Annotated in this window: 5 protein-coding genes; 1 reads left to right on the top strand and 4 read right to left on the bottom strand. The window is 64.7% G+C overall.

Translation table 11 applies throughout. The features are described from left to right. Window positions 1-35: 35 nt before the first annotated feature. Window positions 36-851, bottom strand: coding sequence for a hypothetical protein (locus KA184_02775; protein ID MBP8128478.1), 816 nt, complete (start codon window positions 849-851; stop codon window positions 36-38). 124 nt (window positions 852-975) lie between these two features. Then, entirely contained in the window at window positions 976-1,776 is an 801-nt protein-coding gene (locus tag KA184_02770) for a glycerophosphodiester phosphodiesterase (GenBank protein ID MBP8128477.1), read from the bottom strand. Between the two features lie 280 nt (window positions 1,777-2,056). Here KA184_02770 and mdh point away from each other — a divergent pair, with 280 nt between their 5' ends. Next, on the top strand, window positions 2,057-3,007 hold the full coding sequence (gene mdh, locus KA184_02765; protein MBP8128476.1) for a malate dehydrogenase: 951 nt from the start codon (window positions 2,057-2,059) through the stop codon (window positions 3,005-3,007). Between the two features lie 6 nt (window positions 3,008-3,013). Here mdh and KA184_02760 read toward each other — a convergent pair whose 3' ends face one another. Beyond that, the gene (locus KA184_02760) at window positions 3,014-4,048 is read right to left on the bottom strand and encodes a Gfo/Idh/MocA family oxidoreductase (protein ID MBP8128475.1); all 1,035 of its coding nucleotides are present in this window, start codon (window positions 4,046-4,048) and stop codon (window positions 3,014-3,016) included. 3 nt (window positions 4,049-4,051) lie between these two features. Further along, window positions 4,052-4,848: phosphatidylinositol-specific phospholipase C/glycerophosphodiester phosphodiesterase family protein (locus KA184_02755; protein MBP8128474.1), on the bottom strand; the 797-nt coding region annotated here is incomplete at its 5' end.

Below are 4,848 nucleotides of genomic sequence, written 5' to 3'. Positions count from 1 at the left end.
CCCGCGCGGCGCGGGCTCGCTTGTGCCAGTCCCCGTTATTCAAAAATCAACATCAGGAGGTCGCGGACGGGCGTGTAGCCGAGGGCGGCGTAGACTTTGTTCGACGTGGGGTTGGCCAGGTCGGTGTAGAGGCAACTGAACTGCTTGCCCGAGTCGAGAATGTGCTGGCTCAACCGTGCGACGCAGCAGGAGGCATAGCCGCGCTTGCGGAACTCGTGCGGGGTGTACACGCCGCCGATGCATTCGGCGTGGCGCGTCGTGCGCACGCGCAACGCCATGGATACCGGTCGTCCGTCTTCCCAGAAGCAGGCGCGGCCTTCCTCGATGGCTTCCTGCGCGCGCTTGCGATCGGTTGACTCATCGTTCGGGCTGTGTTGGTCGGCGGCGGCCTGGAACGCGCAAATCCACTCCGTCAGCAACGGAAGGTCGTGTTCGTTCGCCGCGCGGAATACGCCCGGGCCGTAAGCCGGATGCGTCACGGCGGTCAACTGGTGCACGCGCGCGCGTTTTGCGACGCGGTGCGCGCAGCCGTTCATCGCGCACCAGACGTCCGCGAACGCCCGGGCCGCCGGTTCGGACGCGAACACCCCGCTCACGGGCGTGCCGCTCCGCCGCAGTTCGCGGGCCAGGTTCGGGACCGCGTCCTGCCAGCCGTCCGCCAGGTCGCAGACCTGCAACGGATAGGGCGGCGTCATGACGGCGGCGAGCGATGGGGTGTCTTCGCGCCACGCCGCCGCGAGAAACGGCTGCGCTCCGAAGGCACTCGGGTCCTTGATCAGACGCAAGCCGGTGCCTAGCGTGAGGTTATTCGCGACCTCATTGCGTTCAAAGGCATCCTGCACCGCTGCCATGAAATCCCGTGGTTGTTTATAGACCTTTAGAGGCATCGCACGAATTTCCAAGAAACACGCGGACGTCCACGCGTGATTTGGTCTTACGCGGGATTATGCGCACGCTCGCTTGTGCCAGTTCCCGTTAGTGCTGTGCGGCGAGGTCTTTCAAGACCCGTTGGCAGAGGTCGAGGTCGTCGGTGAGCAGGTAATCGACACCCGCGGCGGCGACGGCGCGGATCATGGGTTCCTGCGTGGCGTGGAACCAGTTCACGGTGACGCCCGCGGCGTGGAGCCGGTCCACGTCCTCTTTCAGCCCGTCCGTACCGCCCACGAACGGAAGCTGGATGAACGCCGTCCGCAGTTCGATGGTGCGGTCGACGTATGGTTTGCGGTCTGGACCTTGGCGCGACATGTTGCAGATGCGGATTTCCGGCACGACGGCCTTCGCCTCCGCCGCCTGGTCTTCCTCGCATGCGAGGAAGCAATCCGCGAGCCGTCCCTTTGCCTGGATTACGCGGACCGTGTCCGCCGCGAGCCCCGGTCCGGTCTTCAGGTGCACGTTGCACAAAATGCCCGGCGGTATGGTGTCCAGCGCCTCTTCGAACGTGGGCACGGGCGTTCCGGCGAATTCGGGACCGAACCAACTGCCCGCATCGAGCGCGCGCACTTCGTCGAAGGTCAATTCCGCGACCTTGCCCGTGCCGTTCGTTGTACGGTCCACCGTCGGGTCGTGCATGATGACGAGGTGGCCGTCCTTCGTCTTCTGGACGTCAAATTCGATCATGGCCGCGCCTTTCTTCACGGCGGATACGAACGCGGGCACGGTATTCTCCGGCGCGGCCATCACGTCGCCGCGATGCGCGCATGCCCGCGGCTCGGCGGCGGCCAGACCGGAACCCACGACAAGAACAAGAAGAAGGACCGTGTTACGAAGCGATTTCATGACGATTCCTTACTCGAAGCTGCCCGTGCGCTCCTCCCCGGGCTTCGGCAAAGCCAGTAACCGCGATTTTAGCCGGGGGGAGCGGCCGCTGCAAGGGCGCTGGGCACAGGAATGTGCAGGCTGTTGCCCGTTCAAGGACGTGAGGGACACAAACGACGGAAAGGAGGGGCAGTGGGGATTGCTGACAGCGTTGCCCGGGGAATAAACGGGCGGTATAATCCCGTTTTCGCTGAGTATTCCCAAAAAAGATCCAAGAACCCGAACTGTGGAGGGAGCCGGCATGCCGGTAGGCAAGAAATTCAAGATCGCGTCGATTGGCGCGGGGAACGTGGGCGCTTCGGCGGCGCAGTACTGCCTCGAACTCGAACTGGGCGACGTGGTGCTGACGGACATCGTCGAGGGGTTGCCGCAGGGCAAGGCGCTCGACATGACGCAGGCGGGGCCGATCCGGGGCTACAGTTGCCAGGCGGTCGGCACAAACGACTACAAGGACATCGCGGGCGCGGATCTCGTGATCATCACGGCGGGCCTGCCGCGCAAGCCCGGCATGACGCGGCTCGACCTGCTCGAGAAAAACGGCAAGATCATCTCCGGCATCTGCGACAACGTGAGGCAATACGCGCCGGATTCGGTCGTGATCGTGGTGACAAACCCGCTCGACACGATGGTGTATCTCGCGCACAAGAAACTGGGCTTTCCCGCGAACCGCGTCGTGGGCATGGCGGGCTGCCTCGACAGCGCGCGGATGCGCGCGTTCGTCGCGATGGAACTCGGCGTGAGCATGAAGAACGTGGACACGATGGTCCTCGGTTCGCACGGCGACGACATGGTCCCGCTGCCGCAGTATACGGTCGTGTCGGGCATCCCGGTCACGAAGCTGCTGCCGCAGGACCGCATCGACGCGATCGTCGACCGCACGCGCAAGGGCGGCGGCGAGATCGTGCAGTTGCTGAAGACCGGCAGCGCGTTCTATGCGCCCGCGGCGAGCGCGGTGCGCATGGCGCAGAGCATCCTGCGCGATGAGAAGCAGGTGCTCCCCTGCGCGGCCTACCTGACGGGCCAGTACGGGCTGAGCGACATTTTCATGGGCGTGCCGTGCGTGCTGGGCAAGGACGGCGTCGAGAAGATCGTCGAACTGGACATCACCGCCGCCGAGAAGGCGTCGCTGCACAAGTCCGCTGAAGAAGTGCGCACGGGCGTCAAGCAGTTGCAGAAACTCGGGCTGCTCTGACCGGCCTCACGCGTCGTCGAGCACGACTACGGCCTGCCGTTCCGCCGCGTCATATACGGCCTGGAGCACCTGCATGTAGCGCAGACCGTCCGCGAAGTTCGGGTGGTATTCCTTGCCCTCGCGAATGGCGTCGATGAAATCGCGTTCGACACGCCAGTCCGTGACGTCATAGGCGTCCCCGGGGTGGACGTCCACATCCTCCCCGGGTTTGCCGGCGCGCAGCCAGCACATCCGGTCTTCCAGCACGTCGTAGTGCAAGGAAGCCTTGGTTCCGTAGATTTCGACGATGTCGCGGCCGTCGCGCACGGCCCCGCTGAAGGCGTACTGCACGTCCGCGCCGGATTGCATCACCGCGTTGATGAGGAACTGGTCGGGGATTTGCACGGCGGTCCAGCGGCCTTCGGCGTCCTTGCGTTCCGGGATGAAGGTGCGCGTGGACGCGGCAACGGCGCGCGTCCAGCCGAACCAGCGGTGCATAACTTCGATGAACATGCCTAGTGTCAGCGCGTTGAGGCCGCTGAGCCGGTGGTCCTTGCGCCAGGTCATGGGCGCATCGGCCTCGGCGAAAGTGTCATAGAAGCCTTGCACACGCGCAAGCCGCACATGGCCCAGCGCGCCTTCGCGGATCAAACGCAGCACGGTGCGGTCGTACTTCAGGCCATACGGTACGGGACAGAGCATCGCCACGCGGTTCGAGCGCAGCGCCGCGGCGCGCATTTCCTTTGCCTCCGCGTGGTTCATCGCCATGCGCGCCTGGCAGAAGACGTGTTTCCCGGAATCAAGCGCGGCGATGCTCACCTCGCGATGCATGCAGGGCCACGTGCCGACAAGCACGGCGTCCAGGTCGTCGCGGTCTACGACGTCGCGCCACGATTCCGCGATTTCAGGAATGCCGAATTCGTGCGCGGCGCGTTCGCTCGATTCGCGCGAGCGGTTCGCGACCACGACCAGTTCCACGCCCTCGATCTTGCGCAGCCCGGGCACGTGCCGCAGGCGGCAGATGCCGCCCAGGCCGACGATGCCAATCCGTATCTTCTGCATGTGCTATTCCTTCCCCGTTGTTTCGGACCTCATGCGTTCAAGCAGAAACGCCTGCAAGGCGTCCAGGTCATCCGTGTTCAATAAGTCGACCCCCAATTCGTACAAGAGCGGAAGCGTCTCCGGGCCGCCGGGCAGGTCCCAGAACCGGACCCGCTGCCCGGCCGCATGGGCCCGCTCGATGATCCGGCGCAGGTTCTTGTCATCGCGCTCTGGCAACGGGCCGCTTCCGCGCCATTGAAACAGTTTCGTCCAGCTTTCGCTGACCATGGGGACTTCATGCGGCGATTCGCCGAGTTGCGGCAGCCGGCCGTCGACGGCGGCCAAGCGGGGCGATATTTCACGTAGCACGGGATAGGGGTAGAAGCCGGACACGATCACCGTGACGGACCCCGGCCGCGTGGCATCGCGCGTGAACTCGGTCAGCATCTCCCGGTACGGTTCGAGTGCGTCCAGAAGCGCGAGCACCGTTTCCTTGCCCGTGTTCTTGATGTCGATCAGCAGGGTGATCCCCGGTCCGCCGGGGTAGACTTGGCCGTTGTTCTCTCGCGCGCGACCGAGGAGCGGGTCGAGATACAAGGCCTGCAACGTGCGTTCGGGGCGCACGTCCTCGATGTCGTGAGCAACCAGCAGTTTGCCGTCGATGAGGAAGATGTCGGCCTCGATGCCGCAGAAGCCGTGGTCGAGCGCATCAAGCAGGGGCCGGTCATGCTCGTAGTCATTGTGCGAATGTGCGCGCGGCAGGGGTACCGGCGCGGCCTCCTGCGCGAGAGCCGGAAAACTCGTTACCGCCAGACAAAGCA

Source organism: Candidatus Hydrogenedentota bacterium (genome assembly GCA_018005585.1).
Taxonomy (GTDB): domain Bacteria; phylum Hydrogenedentota; class Hydrogenedentia; order Hydrogenedentales; family JAGMZX01; genus JAGMZX01.
The sequence above is the reverse complement of the archived record's forward strand: the minus strand, read 5'-3'. Positions and strand labels throughout refer to the sequence as shown.